The sequence below is a fragment of the Kitasatospora sp. NPDC059599 genome (genome assembly GCF_042735125.1).
In the GTDB taxonomy this organism is placed as follows: domain Bacteria; phylum Actinomycetota; class Actinomycetes; order Streptomycetales; family Streptomycetaceae; genus Kitasatospora.
In genome coordinates, this window is the sequence record NZ_JBHWCL010000048.1 from 16154 (window position 1) to 33910 (window position 17757).

Genomic DNA, 17757 nt, shown 5'->3' on the forward strand with positions numbered 1-17757 from the left:
CGGCATCGCTGAACCGGCCGAGCACACCATCATCGAGGAGCACAACGTGACCACGGCGCCACTGCCCGACGATTCTGCTGCGGGCACCGCCGAGGACTCGCACTTCCCGGCGGGGGCGAAGCCGACCTTCGCCCCCGGCGCCCAGGTCCGCATCCGGGACGAGCAGTGGCTCGTCAAGTCGGTCACCGAGAGCCGCGACGGGCTGATGGTCGAGGTCAGCGGTGTCTCCTCGTTCGTCCGGGGCACGGACGCCGTGTTCTACCAGGGCCTCGACCAGATCGACGTGCTCGACCCGCGCAAGACCGACCTCGTCGAGGACGAGACCTCGAAGCACGCCAAGGCCCGCCTCTACCTGGAGGCGGTGATCCGCAAGACCGCGCTTCCGCAGACCGAGCACGGGCTCGCTCTGGCCGACTCGTTCCTGATGGACCGCCAGGAGCACCAGCTGCGCCCGGCCGAGCGGGCGCTGTCCATGCGCAATCCGCAGCCGCGGCTTCTGATCGCCGACGTGGTCGGGCTCGGCAAGACCCTGGAGATCGGCATCACCCTTGCGGAACTGATCCGGCGGGGCCGGGGCGAGCGCATCCTCGTCGTCACGCCGGCCCATGTCCTGGAGCAGTTCCAGCGCGAGATGTGGACCCGGTTCTCCCTGCCGCTGGTGCGACTGGACTCCACCGGCATCCAGCGCATCCAGCAGGAGATCCCCGCCGGGCGCAACCCCTTCGCCCATTTCAAGCGGGTGATCGTCTCCGTCGACACGCTCAAGTCGGCCACCTACGCGCACCACTTGGAGAACACCGCATGGGACGCGGTGGTCATCGACGAGTCGCACAACCTCGTCAACAAGGGCACCCGGAACAACCGCCTCGCAGAGCGGCTCGCCAAGAACACCGACGCGCTGATCCTGGCCTCGGCGACCCCGCACAACGGCGAGGCCGAGTCCTTCGCCGAGCTGATCCGGATGCTCGACCCGGCGGCGATCGCCGACGTCAAGAACTACAAGGTCGCGGACCTCGACCACCTCTACATCCGCCGCACCAAGACCGACCGCGAGGTGCGTGACGGCCTGAAGGACAAGCCGTGGGCGGAACGCGGCCCGTCCCTTCCCGTCCCGGCCCCGGCCACGCCGAAGGAGGTGGCCGTCCTGGAGAAGCTGGCCGCCGAATGGACCCCCGGCGATCCCGCCCGCTCCTCGGTCTGCGCCGAGCCGATGGTGGCGTACGGCTTCCTCAAGGCGTTCCTCTCCTCCCACGTCGCCCTGCGCAAGTCGCTCGCCAACCGCCGTGCCTACCTGGAGCACCCGCGGCGCGCCGAGGCGGCTCCCAAGGCCCGCGAGGCGTTCACGGCGGAACACCGGGCCCTCGCCGAACTCGAAGCGCTCGTCGCGGAGTTCGAGGACAAGGACTCCGCCAAGCTGGACGCTCTGGTGGACACGCTGAAGAAGGAGCTCGGCGTCGGCCCGCGCTCCGAACGCCGGGTCGTGGTCTTCTCGGAGCGGATCGCCACGCTGGAGTGGCTCGCTCAGGTCGTCCCGGAGCGGCTGGGCTTCAAGGCGAAGCCGGCCCTGGCGGAGAAGGCGCGTCCCTGGAAGGCGTACGGCGGGGCGGTCGAGGTCATGCACGGCGACGCCACGAACGACGACCAGCAGCGGGAGATTGTCGACCGCTTCGGCCGCCGCGACGAGCCCGTACGGCTGCTGTTCACCGGCGACATCGCCTCCGAAGGCGTCAACCTGCACCACCAGTGCCACGACCTCATCCACTACGACCTGCCGTGGTCGCTCATCCGCATCGAGCAGCGCAACGGCCGAATCGACCGCTACGGCCAGGCCGTCAGTCCCGAGTTCCGCGCGATCACCCTGACCGCCGACGTTCCGTGGCGGCGCGACGAATCGACCGGAGAGCAGCTCACCCTCGACGACCGGCTGGTCGGTGTCCGGCTGCTAAGCCGCGAGGCGCAGGCCCACGAGATCGAGACGGGCGAGGGCTGCGCCGAGGCCGTCACCGGCCTGTACGACGCCAGGAAGGAGGACGACCGCCTGACCCGCGACCTCATCAAGGGCGGTACGGCGGAGCGCTCCATCCAGAAGTCCCGGCAGGAGGCGGGCGGCGTCCTGGCCGGCCTCCTCGCGAACGTCAACGCGCTGATCGCCGATCCGTCGGCCGCGTCGGCCGCCGCGGGGATCCCCCCGGTGGCTAAGGCGGACGTACCGCATCTGTTCGCCGACACCGAGGCGTACTTCCATGCCGCGATGGACCTGGTCTACCCGCAGGCCGAGCGCGAGGCCATGGGCTGGAAGCCCGTCACGGACCGGGGCCGCGTCGAGTTCACGCCGCCGGACGATCTCCAGTATCGGCTGCGCGCACTGCCCGCCTCGTACCTCGACCAGGAGAAGATCCTCACGACGTCCAAGTACGACGGCACGCTGAGCCTCACCTTCAACCGGAAGTACGCGGCGGAGCGGCTCGAAGCGGCCCGCGACGCCAAGCGGGGAAAGACCGAGCAGACCGCGTCGCAGTGGCCGAACGTCTCCTACGTGTCCGACATCCACCCGGTCCTCGACTGGGTGACGGACAAGGTCCTCGCCAAGCTCAAGTACGACGAGGCGTTCGTCCTCGCCCACCAGCCGGACGCTGCCAGGGCCGCCCGCATCCACCCCGATCTGCCGGCAGCCCTGGGCGGCCCCGTCTATCTGCTGCAGGGCGTCCACTCCAACGCCGCCGGCACTCCGACCGTGGTCGAGTGGATGGCCGTCACCGGCCTCGACGGCGCCGACCCCCGGGTCTGGCGGATGGATTCGGCGTTCCTCGCCGCCTGCGGCGTCGGCCCGAACATGCCGGGACGCGACCGGATCCTCGACGAGAGCGGCCTGAAGGCCCTCGTGCCGGCCGCCGTCGACGCCGCGGAGGCCCACCTGCGGGCCCGGCGCGCCGAGTACGACCGGCTGATCGACGGCTACCTCGCCCCGTACGAGGATCGCGTCCAGACCTGGGAGCAGCTCGCGCTGGAAGTCGCAGGAAACCAGCACCGCCGCCGCGAGAAGGTCGAGGACACCGCGACCGACCGCCGCGAGCTCGTCCGACGCATGCGCACCTCCGGCGACCCGATGATCCGGGTCCTTGCCGTCCTCGAACCCCTTTACTCCGCCGCATCTACCGCCGCACCGACTGCCGCCCGCGCCGAGGAGTCCGCCCGATGAGCTACACCTTCGACTCCTTCGCCAACCGCGGCGAGTACCTCTCCGCCCACTACTTCAGCGAGGAACTGGAGAACACCCTCAAGAAGAAGTCGGCGGACGACGAAGGCCTGTTCACACTGTGGACCTACCGCGAGACCGACCAGCACGACACGCAATCCACCCCGCGTGAGCTGCTGCTCAGGCTGCACACCGAGTATGCCGGCCGGGTCCGGCCGGCCCTCGCCGCTGACGACGACCCGGCAGGCGAGCGGGCCGAGCGCCTCGCCGCCTGGCACACCGGCCTGCTCGCCGCCCTCGGGTACGGCAGGTCGGACCGCCTGCTGCCGCTGCACAACGCCGGCCGCGCGTACGAACTCCCCGTCGCCTGGCACGGTGACGGAATCGTCGCCCTCGACTGCGGGTGGACCGACAGCCTGGACGACGCCCTCGACGCCGACGGCGCGGGCCGCCTGCTGAACCCCCTCAAGACGTCCGAGGGTCTGATCGGTACGGGTGAGAAGCTCGCCGGCTGGCTCTTCCAGAGCGAACTGCACGAGCCGGGCGGCGAGGCGCCGCGGTTCGTGCTGCTGCTCTGCGGCGGCGTGATCGTCCTCGCCGACCGCACCACCTGGTCCGAGGGCCGGTATCTCGCGGCGAGCGTGGACGCGGCGCTGCTGCGCAACGACACCAAGAAGACCGGCGAGCTCGCCCTGCTCGCGGCACTCTTCTCCCACGACATGCTGGCCCTCCGCCCAGACGGCAAGGGCCGCCGGATGGACGACCTTCTCAAGGCGTCCCGAGAGAACGCGGTCGGCGTCAACTCCGAGCTGCGCAAGGGGCTTCAGCGCTCGGTCGAGATCATCGCCAACGAGGTGCTCGCCCGGCTCAAGGAACACAAGGTCACCCCGCGGCAGATCGAGGACCCGGAGCGGCACGGACCGTTCGCCAAGCAGCTGACCCGCGAGTCGCTGCGCTACCTGTACCGCATCCTCTTCCTGCTGTACGCCGAGGCCCGCCCCGAACTGGGCATCCTGCCCGCCGACGACTCCACCTACGAGGCGGGCTACTCGGTCGCCCGGTTGCGCGAACTGGTCTCCCGTGACCGGAAGTTGGTCGACGAGGAGAGCAAGAGGGGGTTCCACCTCTACGCCTCGCTCGATGTCCTGTTCAACAAGGTCAACTACGGCCACCGCCCTCACGGGACCGAACCCGAGGACCACAAGGCCGCTGGCGAGCGCAGCGAACGGCGCGGTCTGCGCTTCGAGCCGCTGCGCAGCGAACTCTTCGACCCGAAGGCCATCACCCTCATCGGCCGGGGCGTCCGCGATCCGCGCGTCGATGCCGACAGCGGCGCGGACGAGTTCCCGAAGTGGCTCGACCTCCGGCTGCGCAACGAGGCCCTGCACGAGGTGCTGCGCCTGCTGACCATGAAGGAGGCGAGCGCAAAGGGCCAGCAGGGCGGCTTCATCTCCTACCGCAACCTCGGCATCAACCAGCTCGGCGCCGTCTACGAGGGCCTGATGTCCTACACCGGCATCATCGATGACGAGCGGCTGCTGGCAGAAGTCGCCAAACCGGGCGCCGCGAAGAGCGGCACCCAGCAGCACGGCGACCCCGAGAAGGGTTCCTGGCTCATCCCCGCCGACCGGCTGAGCGACTACCCGGCGAACACCCACGTCGTCTACTCCGCGCAGGACGCCGAACAGCACGGCCTCCGCGGCCCGAAGAAGTACGAGCCCGGCACCTTCGTCTACCGCCTCGCCGGGCGCGACCGCGAGACCTCGGCGTCCTACTACACCCCCGAGTCGCTGACGAAGGTCACCGTCGAACTGGCCCTGAAGCACCGGCTCGACCAGAGGAAGGACGAGGACGGCGGGACCGTCCGGACCCGAGCGAGCGAACTGCTCCGCTACACCATCTGCGAACCAGCCCTGGGCTCCGGCGCGTTCCTCAACGAGGCGATCAACCAGGTCGCCGAGGCTTACCTGAAGCGCCGTCAGGAGGAGCTGGGCCTCACTCTCGACACCTCGCAGACGCTGGAGGCGAAGCAGAAGGTCAAGGCGTACATCGCCCTCCACAACGCATACGGCGTCGATCTCAACCCGACGGGTGTCGAACTCGCTGAGGTGTCGCTGTGGCTCAACACCATGCACCCCGGCATGCGAGCACCGTGGTTCGGCCTGCACCTACGGCGTGGCAACTCGCTGATCGGGGCCAGGCGTTGGGTGTACGCGGCCGAAACCGTCAAGAAGGAGCGGACGGTCGCCGCGCAGACGCCGACCAAGCTGCCGTTCCGGTCGGCGGAGGACGGCACGGAGCAGCCACTGCCGGAAGGCGCGGTGCACCAGTTCCTGCTGCCCTCGCCTGGGTGGGGCGCGGTCCAGGACGCTGGCGGGGACGCGAAGAAGCTGGTCGAGCGGCTTGCCGGGGACCAGGTCGACGCCCTGAATTCGTGGCGCAAGACGGTGATGACGAAGCCCAAGTCCACCGGCGGCAAGGGCAGCCAGCTGGCCCGGCTCCAGGCCGTCGCGGAGCGGGTGGAGTACCTGTGGGGGCTGGTCGCCAGGCGGCTGGAGCTGAGCGAACAGGAGATCGCCCGGACCATAGACGTCTGGGGCGCAGACCGGCCGGAGGACGCCGAGGAGTACGCCTTCCTGCGCCGCGACAAGGAGAACGCGGGCGGTGTGCTGCCGCTGAGCAAGGAACAGGTCTTCAAGGACCTGTTCGCGGCGGAGGGCTCGCCGTACTGGCGGCTCAAGCAGGTTATGGACGCCTGGTGCGCGCTCTGGTTCTGGCCGCTGGACAAGGTGGGCCTGCTGGACGGCTCCGATCCCGAGTACGCCACCGCACCGGTTGTCGGTCTGGATGCGCTGCTGTCCTCCGGAGTGGCGCCGGTCACGGGAGCTGCGGAGCCGGTGGCCGAACCTGAGGCGGAGCCCGCGTTTGTGGAGCACGGGCTGCTGTTCGCCTTGCCCGGAGACCAGTTGGCCTTCGGCGAGGGCGGGGACGACCTCCTCGAGCGGCGGGAGATCAAGAAGGCCGGCGCGTCGTCGTCCGGCCGCAAGGGCGGCGCGGGCGGGCCGGTGCGTCGCCGTGACGTCATCGCGCTGACCGGCCTCGACGACTGGCTCGCGTTCCTGGAGTCCATGGTCGGGACGGGTGAGGTGCCCAAGGGGACGTTCGCCACGTCCGTCGACTCCCTGGCCAAGCTGAAGGACCTGGAGAAGCTGGTCGAGGCCGAGATGGGCATGGACGATGCCCGCCGAGCCGTCGAGACGCGATACCCGTGGATGCGGACGGTTCGGGACATCGCGGCGGAACAGGGCTTCCTGCACTGGGAGTTGGAGTACGCCGGGGTCTTCGCGGGGCAGGCCGGAGGGTTCGACCTCCAGGTCGGTAACCCGCCCTGGGTGCGGCCGGAGTGGAAGGAGGACCCGGTCCTCGCCGAGTTCGAACCGTGGTTCGTGCTCCAGGAGAAGCCGAAGGCCGAGGAGAAGGCCAGGCGGCGAGAGGTGGAGCTCGGACAGCGGAGGGCGCAGGAATACCTGCTGCGCGAGGCCACGAACACGGTCACGACAGCGTCGTACCTGGCGTCCGGGCCCGTCTATCCCCTGATCTCGGGCAGTCAGCCCGACCTGTACCGCGCGTTCATGTGCGAGGTATGGGACCACGCGGCCGCCGACGGCACGGCGGGAATGGTGCACCCGGACACGCACTTCTCCGGCGACAAGGAGGCGAGGTTGCGGGCGGCCGCCTACACGCGACTGCGGGTGCACGGTGACTTCGTCAACGCGGGCAATCGCTTCTTCCCGCCGCCGGTGGGGCGATCGAGCCACTTCGGCGTGCACATCTACGGGAGTGCGGGGGACATCGCGTTCGACTCGCTGTCCTGGCTGTTCACGGTCGACACCCTGCGGATGTCGGCCGTTGCCGCTGTCGATAAGGACGACGAAGATCCCGGCGTGAAGTACCGGGGCGACTGGGATGAGCGCCCGCACCCGAAGCGGGTCATTCGTGTCACCCCGGACACTCTGCGGCGCTGGCAGCTCCTTGCCGGTGACGTGGGTCCGGTGGAGCACACGCGCCTGCTCACGCCAGTGAGTACGGCCGAGGATCCGGCAATTGACGCACTGGGCCTGTACCCGTTGCGGCTTGGCGCCATGTCGCCGGACATCACTCCGGGTTACCACGAAAGCGCTGCCAAGAAGACGAAGTTCGGCCCCGGCAAGAACGTGCGGCTCATCGACTACAACACCGGCGTTGACGGCCAGGAGGACTACCACGCGGACTCTTGGGAGGACGTCATCCTCAAGGGCCCGCAGATTGGCGTCGCCAACCCGATGTTCAAACAGCCGAGCCAAGGAGGCGGCGAGACGCGCGGCCTCGACCCGCGGGCGCTCGCGGACGATGCGGTGCCGGAGTCGGAGTACCGGCGTGTGGCCCCGGTCGAGGTGTTCCGGGGAGAGCAGGATCGTTGGGTCGACTGGGCGCGCTACGAAGAGCTGACTGCTTCAGAAGAAGAGCGGGCGGCGGCACGGCTGGCGGTTTCGGAAAGTCGGAAGGTGGGACTGGAAGAGGTAAAGGCCGCGGAGATCGAGGAGTTCCTGCGGGACAAGGCAGGAAGGCCGTATAGCCGAGAATGTCGTGTTGCCTGGCGTCAGATGATTGCGCCAGATACCGAACGTGCCCTTTACGCAGCTCTGTTGCCACCCGGCGTCACGCATGTACATGGGCTGCGAACGATGCGCCTGCGAACTCCCCTGGAGACCGCCCTTTCGGGTGGCTTCTTTGCAGCTCTGCCCGCCGACTACCTGCTGAGGACATCCGGTACGGCCAACTTTGACGTCGCCCAGGTCTCCAAGTTCCCAGCTCCTCAGTCCGACAACCCGCTCGCACCCGCTCTCCTCCTCCGCATCCTCCGCCTGAATGCCCTGACCGCCGCCTACGCCGACTTCTGGGAAGAGCTCTACGATCCCACCTGGGTCGGGCACGAGCCCTGGGCGATCCAGTGGCCCGGAATGAAGACGGAGCTGCACGCGGTGACGCCCTCCTGGCAGCGGAATACGCCGCTCCGCACCGAGTACGCGCGCCGCGCTGCGCTCGTCGAGATTGACGCGCTCGTCGCAGTCTGGCTCGGCATCGACGCCGAGACGCTCATCGCCACGTACCGGGCCCGGTTCCCGATCATGCAGGACTTCGACCGGGTGACCTGGTTCGATGCCAACGAGCGCAAGATCGCGGGCGACCGCTACAGCTACGGCTTCGACCAGACCAAGGAGCACTGGCAGCAGCTCGAGGCCTACCAGGAGAACCCCGCGGCAAACCCCGTCCCAGACGGCTACGTCGCGCCCTTCTACAAGGCCGACCGCGAAGCGGAGATGCGCCGTGCCCACGCCCACTTCACTGCTCGCCTGAACGACGCCGTGGCCAAGGGTTTGTGGGATCCGACGACGATGGAGGTCCCGAAGCCGTGAGGCCGACGCTCGAAGCGCAGGGGCTGAAGGAGAGCCTGCTCCAGTACCTCTCCACCACCTACGGTCTGGCCGACGAGGGGGCCCGCAAGGCGCTGCACACCTTCCTCGGTGACGAGGCCACGGGCATGTTCCGTGGCCCGTACCTGCGCCTGCGCACGCCGTTCACGCGTGCGGAGGATAGCTGGCAGCAGCACCTTGACTGGCACCGCTCCGGCGGCTGGTCGCCGTACGCACATCAGGCCCGGGCTTTCGCACGGCTCACCACGAAGGACGGGCACACCCCGCAGCCGACCCTGGTCACCACCGGCACCGGCTCCGGCAAGACGGAGTCGTTCCTCTACCCGGTGCTCGACCACTGCGCCCGCGAGCGCGCGGCCGGGAACGCCGGCGTCAAGGCCGTCTTCCTGTACCCGATGAACGCCCTCGCCACCGACCAGGCAGGACGCATCAACGACCTGCTGGACGCCGAGAAGGACGCGCTCAAGGGAGTCCGCGCCGGCCTGTACATCGGCGACAAGGCGGCGACACACTACGACTACGTCTACACCCGCCGGCAGGACATGCAGTTGTCCCCGCCGGACATCCTGATCACCAACTACAAGATGCTGGACCTGCTGCTGCAGCGCTCTGCGGACGCCCCGCTCTGGGACAGCAGCGACATCCGCTACGTCGTCGTGGACGAGTTCCATACCTACGACGGCGCGCAGGGCACCGACGTGGCGATGCTGCTGCGCCGCCTGGCATCCGCCGTCGGAGCGACGCAACCCGGTAGCCCGCTGGGGACGATCACCCCGGTCGCCACCTCCGCCACCCTCGCGTCCGGAACCGACGCGGACGGAGTGCGTCAGCTGCTCGACGTCGCCGCGCACGTCTTCGGCACCGAGTTCACCGAGGACGCCGTCGTCGGCGAGGACCGGCTCACCGTCGACGAGTTCATGCTCGACGAGACGGTCCCGGACGCCAAGTTCCTGCCCGGCCGGGTACCCACGCCCGAGGCCGTCACCACACTGCCCGACCCCGCCTCCGGCTACGCGGCACTGGCCGCACTCGCCGAGGCCGTCACCGAGAGCCGGTTCGACGCGACCGGCCCGCTCGACGGCCGGACGCTGGGCGCGGCGCTCAAGCGCAACCGGCTCACCTACGCCGTCCTGTCCGCGTTCGACGGCACGGTGCGCAGCTACGACGAGATCCTGGACGTCATGCGGCGCAGCGGAGCCGCCAGCTGGGACGAGGCGATCACCACCCGGCCCGAGGTGGCGGCACTCGCCCTGGCCCGGTTCGTCGCCCTGCTGTCCGTCGCCCGGGATCCGGACGAGCCCGCCGGGAGCAGCCGTCCGCTGGTGCAGGTGGAGGTGCACCAGTGGGCGCGGTCGGTGACGCGGATGCTGCGCGGCGTCCAGCCGTGGCCCCAGGCGTCCTTCGCCTGGGACGCGGCCGGGGCGCAGGCCCCGTCGCGGACGACGCCGGACACCACCGGCCCCCGTGAGACCCGGCTGTTCCTGCCAGCGGTGTACTGCCGCGAGTGCGGCCGTTCCGGCTGGTCCGTCCTGGCGCCCGAGTCGGACGCCGAGGAGCTGAGCTTCGAGTCCCACAAGATCCGGCGCGCTTCGGTGACCGCCGACAAGGCGAAGATCCGGACCCTGATCGCGGCCACCGACAAGGAGGCCATGGAGGGCAGCGGCCGTGCCCCGATGGACCCGGCGGCCCAGCGGTCGCTGACCACCGGCGGTGCGGGCGTGCTGATGGTGCTGGACGGCCCCGACCGCCGCCTCCGGCTGCCGGATCCGGTCGACGACTACACCGCCGAGGGCGATCCCCGACCCCGGGGCGCGGACGCGGCCTTCGTCCTCGTCCAGCTGGGCGAGCGCGCCGAGCGCGCGGCGCAGGACGACTGGTGCCCGGCCTGCGGCACCCACAACGCGATCCGCTTCCTCGGCACGGGCGCCGCCGCGCTCGCCGCCGCGTCCGTCACCCAGCTGTTCACCGGCGGGGAGATGGACGAGGAGCAGCGTGAGACGAAGACGTTGATGTTCAACGACTCGGTGCAGGATGCCGCGCACCGGGCCGGCTTCGTCGCCTCCCGCTCCTACACCTTCTCGCTGCGCGCCCTGTTCGCCCGGCACTTGAGCGAGCACCGGCCCACCGCGCTCAACGACCTGGTGGCCGACGTGGTCGAGGCCACCACCGACCGCAAGACCCTGGCCGCCGTCGTCCCGCCCGACCTGCACGACGACTCGGGTGTGGCCCGCCTGTTGTCGGGTGCCGGCCGTGGCGGGGACAAGCGGACCTGGGACCTGATCGGCGAGCGGTTCGCCTTCGAGGCCGTCATGGAGTTCGGCCACCGCTCCCGCAACGGTCGAACCCTCGAACTCACCCGTACCGCCGCGGCGTTCGCCGCCGTCCCGGACGAGCGGGCCGCGATCGCGCTGGTCCGCACGGCCCACGAGGAGACCGCAGACCGGGGCCTCACCCTGACCTCCCACGACGACGACCGCTACCTCGCCTTCCTGCGGGGTTTCCTCGACCGGATGCGCACCCGTGGCGCGATCGGCCACCGCTGGCTGGGGAAATACCTCGACGAGGCCGGGACCAGCCGGTTCTTCATCTGGGGCGGCCGCCCGCCTGGCATGAAGGCGTTCCCCAAGGGAATCTCCGCCCCGGTCTTCCTGCTGGCCAAGCCGAAGCCCAACAGCGAGTTCGATGTCGCCGCCGGGCGCTTGTCCTGGTACGAGACGTGGGCGCAGCGCTGCCTGGGCCTGACCCGCGAGCAGGCGGACGAGTTCTGGCTCCGTCTGCTGCCCCGGCTCGCCGATGCCGAGTTGCTCGCCGTCAGAACGCCGGGCGATTCGGCGGCCCGGATCTACGGACTCCAACCCGGGTCCGTGCAGATCCAGTTGCTCTCCGACGAGCAGGTCAACAGCGCGTACGTGCGCTGCCCCAGGTGTTTCTGGGAGCAGACCGTGCATCCGTCGCTGCTGTCCCAGTACCACGACCAGCCTTGCCCCGCGTACCGCTGTGCCTCCGGGCGGCTCGTCGCGGGCGACCGCTGGCAGGAGACCGTCGACCGTCACGACCGGGACCGGGACTACCGCGACGACTACTACCGCGGCCTCTATCGGCGGGCCGGCGTCTTCCAGGTGATCACCGCGGAGCACACCGGGCTGCTCTCCCGGGCCAAGCGCGAGCGCGTCGAGGAGGCGTTCCGTAAGGGCGAGGGCTTCAACGATCCCAACGTGCTCTCCTGCACCCCGACCCTGGAGATGGGCATCGACATCGGCGACCTGTCGGCCGTCGTGCTCGGGGCCCTGCCGCGCCGTCCCGCCAACTACACCCAGCAGGCGGGCCGGGCCGGCCGCCGCACCGGCAACGCGTTCATGCTGACCATCCCGGACCGCTCGCGCCGCGACCTGTACTTCCTGGACCGGCCGCGCGACATGATCGACGGGCAGATCGTGCCGCCCGGCTCGTACCTGTCTGCCGTCGAGATCCTGCGCCGCCAGTACACCGCCCACCTGCTCGACCTCGCGGCCCGCGGCCGGCTCCTGCGCGAGGACGGCAGGCCGCTGGCCGCTCTGCCGCACCGGGTGGACGAACTGTTCGGCCCGTCCGGCTACCTCGCGGACTTCGCCGCCGCCGCCCTCGCCCACGGCGAGGAACTGGTCCGCGGCTTCCTCGACCTCTTCCCGGTCGGCGTGAGCGAGAACGCCCGGGCCGAGCTGACGAAGTACGCGGTGCGCCGCCTGCGCAGCGCGGTCGAGCGGGCCGAGCGCGACTGGGAGCGGGAGAGCCAGAAGCTGCGCGACCGCATCCGGACGATTCGCTCGGCCATCGATGAGCTGAAGGACGGCGACGAGGAACAGGCCCGGACGAAAGCCGAGTTGGAGGCCGAGGCGCGGGCACTGTCGAAGAAGGGCGGCGCCAGGCTGCGCCAGCCCGCCCAGAGCGTCCTGTGCGACCTCGGGCTTCTCCCGAACTACGCGCTGATCGACTCGACGACCACCCTGTCCGCCACGCTCTACTGGCCGGAGGGGAAGACCGGCACGGGGCAGGAGACGTACAAGTCGAAGCCGTACACCTACGAACGGCCGCGGTCCTTCGCCGTCGCGGAACTCGCACCCGGCAACACCTTCTACGCGGAGGGCTTCAAGCACCGCATCACCGGCATCGACATCGTCACGGGCCAGGACCACGACTGGCGGTACTGGCGGTTCTGCCCGTCCTGCGGCCACGTTCGGACGCACAACGCCCAGCAGGACATCTCACCGTGCCCGCGCTGCGGGGACGCCGGCATCGCCGACTCGGGCAGTCTGTGGCAGGTCGTCCAGCCGACCACGGTCACCGCCCGCGCCAAGCGCGAGGACGCTCGCATCGGAGACGAGAGCGACGACCGCGACCGGCGGTTCTACAGCGTCGTCGACATGGTCGACATCGCCCCGGGCGACTTCGTGCCCAAGACCTCCTGGCGGCACACCGGCGAGGTGTTCGGCGTCGACTACACCCGACGTGCCGTGATCCGGCGAGTCAACGTCGGGCCGCTCAGGATCGGCGCCCAGGAGGGCGACCGGCTCGCCGGACGACCGCTACGGATCGCCCCCTTCCAGGTGTGCACCGCATGCGGCGCGGCGAGCGCGGACGGGCAACCGGTGTTCGACGACGACCGCGACGCCGTCGACATCTCGGCCAACCGCCAGCGCGCTCTCAAGCACCACACGCCCTGGTGCCCGCACCGGCGCGGCACGAGGGCAGTGGCGCAGGAACAGGTGCTGCTCGCCCACGAGTTGGAGACCGAGGCGCTGCGAGTCCTGCTCCCGGCGGCGACCGTTCTGGTCGACGAGAAGGTGTACTCTTTCCAGGCCGCCCTGCGGCTCGGCGTCGACCACGCCTTCGGCGGGGACCCGCAGCACCTGGACTCCTGCCTCGCCACCATGCCCGACCGCGACACCGACGAGACGAGGCACTTCCTCGTCGTCTACGACCGGCTCCCGCACGGCACGGGCTACCTCGACCGGCTTACCGCCCCGGCCGCATTCCGCCAGGTCCTCGAAGACGCGCGGACCCTCCTCGTCGACTGCCCGTGCGTCCAGGAGAACCGGCCCGCCTGCCATCGCTGCCTGTACCGCTACACCGACGAACGGCGCATCGAGGCCGTGTCCCGACAGGCGGCGCTCGACATCCTCGACGACCTCCTCGGCCGGGGCAGCGACGCCTGGACCACCAAGGAGGTCGGCAACACGGACCAGATCGGGCTGGACGGGCAGGTCGAATCCGACCTGGAGGCACGCTTCCTCACCGTCCTGCGGGCCTGGGCCGAGAAGCGTGGCAGCGACGCCTCGCTCGACGAGAGCGGTGACAACAGTGGGTACCTCCGGCTCAAGGACTCGACCACGGTCCACGGCTGGCGCCTCACCGCGCAGCGCAGCGAGGGCTTCACCCGCACCGACTTCACCTTCGAACGCACCGAAGGCCCGAAGCGGAAGGTGACGGTGTACCTCGACGGCCGCCGCTTCCACGCCTCCCGCCGCCACAACCGGCTCGCGGGCGACGCGGACAAGCGCAACCGGCTGCGGGCGCAGGGGCACGCCGTCTTCCAGCTCACGTGGGACGACCTGGCCGCCTTCGAACAGCACACAGGCGTGCACGCGGGGGACCGCGACGCGGTCGAGCCGGTGTGGCCGCCGTACGAGCACAGCGCCCGGGCCGTGGCCAAGCAACTGCACGCCGAGCACGGCCAGGACGACCTGGACTCCACCGCCTTCCTCGACCCGATGAGCCAGCTCCTCGCCTACCTGCGCAGCCCCGACGACACCGCCTGGGGCAGGCGGGCCGCATCCGTCGTGGGCGGGCTGCTCGGTGCCAACCCCATGGCGCTCGTCGGCAACGGCTCTGCGGAGGAAGCACACCGGACGCTCGGGACGCTCCTCGAAGCCTGGGGGCGGACCGGCGGCATCGACCCGGCTTCAGTGACGGGGGGCGGGGCGTTCAACCTGTTCCAGGCCGCCGACCGGTCCGGACTGCCCGTCGCCTTCATGGTCGACGGCGCCACCGGCCGCTGGACGGCGCTGGCGTGCCTCGACGACACGGAGAGCGACCAGCTCGGCTCCCCCGAACACAAGGCACGGTGGCGGGCCTGGCTGCAGTGGTCCAACCTGCTGCAGTTCCTCACCCACACCGGTGGCGACGGCGTCCAGCTCACCACCTCCGGCGCCGGCCTGTTCGACCTCGGCACGCTCAAGGCGTTCGGCGGGATCGGCGAACTCGAGTCCCTGGTCGTCCAGTACGGCGGGAGCGCGAGCGCACCGCAGGCCGCGACGGCCGAACCGATGGACGAGACCCCGCTGGAGGCCGCACTGCGGGACCTGCTGTGGGACCGGGAGATCCTCGGCTACCTGGACGAGGACGAACCCGACGCCCCCCTCGCCCGCCTCGCCCACGTCCTGGCCGACCGCGGCCGGCGGGCACCCGTCTACGGTTACGAGCTCGGTGACCGAGGCTGGCTCGCCGACCTCGTCTGGGCCGACGAAGAGCTGCGGATCGCCGTCATGGCCGAGCCGTACGACAGCGACGACGAGGAGCACCACAAGACCTGGCAGGCCTACCGCGATGCGGGCTTCACCGTACGCTCGGCCGAGGAATGGCTCGGCCGGCTCGACCACCTGCTCGCCACCCTCCCCGATGCCACGGACCGTCCCGACTCTGCCTCCGACTCCCACGAACCGAGTGCCGCACGATGACAGCACGCCTGAGCCTCTATCAGAAGGCCGAGAACGAGCTCTACAAGATGGACTCGTCGGTCAAGACGAAGTTCTACGACTTCTGCCACCTGTTCCGGAACGACCCGGCGCACCCCAAGCTCGACCTCAAGCCCCTCAAGGGTGACCGCCGCATCTTCCGCGCCAAGATCGATCCGTCGTACCGCGCCCTCCTCGCTCCCGTCGGCGTGGGCCCGGACGGCGTCGAGCAGTGGCTCGTCGTCGCCGTGCGGCACCGCAGGCTCGTCTACGAAGAGCTCAGCGTCGCCATCAACCGGATCACTGGCGAGATCGAGTTCGTCGACCTCGGCGTCGTCGGCCAGAGCGTGCTCAAGCGGGCCGGCATCCAGCTCACCCCCGACCCGGCGGAGCGGGGCGCGCCGGAGGCCGACGCCGCAGCCGAACCCGTCGCCGCTGCGGCCCCCGTTGTCGAACCCGCCGCCGTCGCGCCCTCCGCAGAGCCGCTGCTCGCCGCCTGCACCGCCGACGACCTCCGCCGTCTCGGCGTCGCGGAGGCCCTGGTCGAGGTGGCCCTCCTGGTCACCACCGACGAGGAGCTCGACCAGCTCGTCGCCGGTGCGCCGCGCCTCACCGCCGAAGTGCTCACCGGCCTGGGCGCCGGCATGAGCGTCGACGAGGTGGAGAGCGAGATCACCCGCCCCGCCGCCACCGTCCTCGAAGCCGGCTTCGAGGACGACATGGGCGCCGCCCTCATCCGTACCGCGGTCACCACTGTCGACGACGACCTGCGCAACGTGCTCGCCGAGGGCGACTTCCGGGCCTGGAAGGTCTACCTCCACCCCACCCAGCGCAAGATCGTCGAGCGGAACTACAGCGGCCCGGCCCGGGTCAGCGGAGGCCCCGGCACCGGCAAGACCATCGTCGCGCTGCACCGCACCGCCCGTCTCGCCGCCCAGCTCCAGCCCGGCCGGGACAAGCCGATCCTGCTGACCACGTACACCAAGAACCTCACTGCCGACCTGCGTTCCCGGCTCAGCTCCCTGGTAACCCCCGACCTGCTCGCCCGCGTGGACATTAAGCACATCGACATCCTGGCCCAGGGCATCCTCAACGAGAACAGCGCCGCCGGAGCCCAGCGCTCGCTGATCGGCGACGCCCAGGCGAAGGAGGTCCTCGGTGAAGTCTTGTTCGAGTACGACGCGCAGCGGCGCTGGGACGCGGAATTCCTCTTCGATGAGTGGGAGCAGGTGATCCTGGGCCAGTCGCTCGCCACCCGGCAGGACTACTTCAAGGCCCGGCGCCCGGGCATGGGCCGCGCCCTGACCCGCCCCGAACGCGGCGGCGTCTGGCAGGTGCTGGAGCAGTTCACGCTGCGCCTGAACGGCATGAAGCGTGAAACCTGGGCACAGGCCGCGGAGCGTGCCGCGCGCTACGAGATGGAGCGCGCACGCAAGATCCAGGATCGCGCCGAGCGGAAGGCAGAGATCGGGGGCGGAGACCTGACCCACCGCGACGACAACAGCTCCGCGGTCCGCTACCTCCGCCACCGCTACCAGCACATCGTCGTCGACGAGGCCCAGGACCTCAGCGCCGCCCACTGGAAGATGCTGCGCGCGATGGCCGCCCCCGGCCCGAACGACCTGTTCATCGCCGGTGACACCCACCAGCGGATCTACGACCGCCAGGTCACCCTCTCCACAGTCGGGATCAACATCCGGGGCAAGGCATCCAAACTGACCCTGAGCTACCGGACCACGCAGGAGATCCTCGACCAGGCCGCCAAGGTCGTCGGCGACTCCACCTACGACGACCTCGACGACGGCACCGAGAACCTCAGCGGCTACCACTCCCTGCTCCGGGGCCCGGCACCGGAGTTCGTCGCCTGCGCGGACTGGGACGACGAGATCACCCAGCTCGCCGCCAGGCTGAAGCTGTGGCGTGAGGAGATCACCCGACCCGGCGAGGACGGCAGCGTCCGCGACCCGGGCGGCGCCATGGCCGTCTGCGTCGCGGACGGCGACATGGCCGGCCGCGTCGCCGCCGATCTGTCGCTGAAGCACGGCATCACCACCGCGACCCTCACCAAGGACGGCCCCCAGGGCGGCGGTGAGGTACACATTGGCACCATGCACCGGTTCAAGGGGCTGGAGTACCAGAAGCTCGCCATCATCGGCGCGAGCGACGGCATCCTGCCGCGCACGGCACTGATCGAGAAGTTCGCGCACACCGACCCCAAGCGCTACGAACGGGAACTGAAGCAGAGTCGCAACCTGCTCTTCGTGGCCGCCACCCGTGCCCGCGACGCACTATTGATCTCCTGGCACGGCGCCCCCAGCCCGTTCCTGCCGGTCCACTGATCGCCCAGCGCCGAGCGGGACAACCTGCAGGAGAAGCA

General features: G+C 70.1%; 4 protein-coding genes. All 4 read left to right on the forward strand.

Translation table 11 applies throughout. From position 1 onward, the window contains the following. Positions 1 to 46 precede the first annotated feature (46 nt). The 4 genes from ACFV04_RS18645 to ACFV04_RS18660 are packed head-to-tail and all read left to right on the forward strand — an operon-like array spanning position 47 to position 17719. Positions 47 to 3199: a DEAD/DEAH box helicase gene (locus ACFV04_RS18645; RefSeq protein WP_380530216.1), complete on the forward strand. Its 3153-nt coding sequence runs from the start codon at positions 47 to 49 to the stop codon at positions 3197 to 3199. Then, positions 3196 to 8652, forward strand: coding sequence for a hypothetical protein (locus ACFV04_RS18650; protein WP_380530219.1), 5457 nt, complete (start codon positions 3196 to 3198; stop codon positions 8650 to 8652). The genes ACFV04_RS18645 and ACFV04_RS18650 overlap by 4 nt, the downstream gene beginning before the upstream one ends. Further along, positions 8649 to 15383 carry a DEAD/DEAH box helicase gene (locus ACFV04_RS18655; RefSeq protein ID WP_380530222.1) on the forward strand — a complete coding sequence of 2245 codons (6735 nt, stop codon included), beginning with the start codon at positions 8649 to 8651 and terminating at the stop codon, positions 15381 to 15383. The genes ACFV04_RS18650 and ACFV04_RS18655 overlap by 4 nt, the downstream gene beginning before the upstream one ends. Beyond that, positions 15380 to 17719 carry a UvrD-helicase domain-containing protein gene (locus tag ACFV04_RS18660; protein ID WP_380530225.1) on the forward strand — a complete coding sequence of 780 codons (2340 nt, stop codon included), beginning with the start codon at positions 15380 to 15382 and terminating at the stop codon, positions 17717 to 17719. Before ACFV04_RS18655 ends, ACFV04_RS18660 begins: the two co-directional genes overlap by 4 nt. Positions 17720 to 17757: the final 38 nt, after the last annotated feature.

Excerpts from the sequence above, each read along its gene's own strand:
- ACFV04_RS18660 (WP_380530225.1), top strand. The coding sequence starts at position 15,380 with ATGACAGCACGCCTGAGCCTCTATCAGAAGGCCGAGAACGAGCTCTAC.
- ACFV04_RS18650 (WP_380530219.1), top strand. The coding sequence starts at position 3,196 with ATGAGCTACACCTTCGACTCCTTCGCCAACCGCGGCGAGTACCTCTCC.